Origin of the sequence: Streptomyces sp. XM83C (assembly GCF_023072675.1) — a bacterium.
Lineage (GTDB): Bacteria > Actinomycetota > Actinomycetes > Streptomycetales > Streptomycetaceae > Streptomyces > Streptomyces thermocoprophilus.
On record NZ_JALLGL010000670.1, the window covers coordinates 1 to 409 of the forward strand.

General features: G+C 76.3%; 1 protein-coding gene. It reads right to left on the minus strand.

Annotation, left to right across the window (positions count from 1 at the left end; all coding sequences use genetic code 11):
• Nucleotides 1–409, minus strand: a 409-nt coding sequence (locus tag MTQ10_RS31015) for a TGS domain-containing protein (protein ID WP_247474160.1), incomplete at both ends; no start/stop codon positions are given.

The window sequence follows — 409 nt, forward strand, 5'->3', positions numbered from 1 at the left end:
GGGTGGGGTGGGCGGCGAGCCAGCGCTGGATGGCGATGCGGGCGGCGGGCGTGTGGGCGTGGTCGAGCCATTCGCGGGACGGCTCGGCGGCGGGGTCCTGGCCCATGAGCAGTTCGACGGTGTCGCCGTCGCGGAGCACGGTGCTGAGGGTGGCGAGCCGGCCGTTGACGCGGGCGCCGAGGCAGGCGTGCGCGTCCTCGCCGTACTGCGCGTACGCGGCGTCGACGCAGGTGGCGCCCTCGGGCAGGCCGAGTGTGCCGCCGTCGGGCCGGAAGACGGTGATCTCCCGGTCCTGGGCGAGGTCCTCGCGGAGGGTGGACCAGAAGGTGTCGGGGTCGGGTGCGGCCTGCTGCCATTGGAGGAGGCGGGAGAGCCAGCCGGGGCGGGTGGGGTCGGCGCGCTCGCCGTC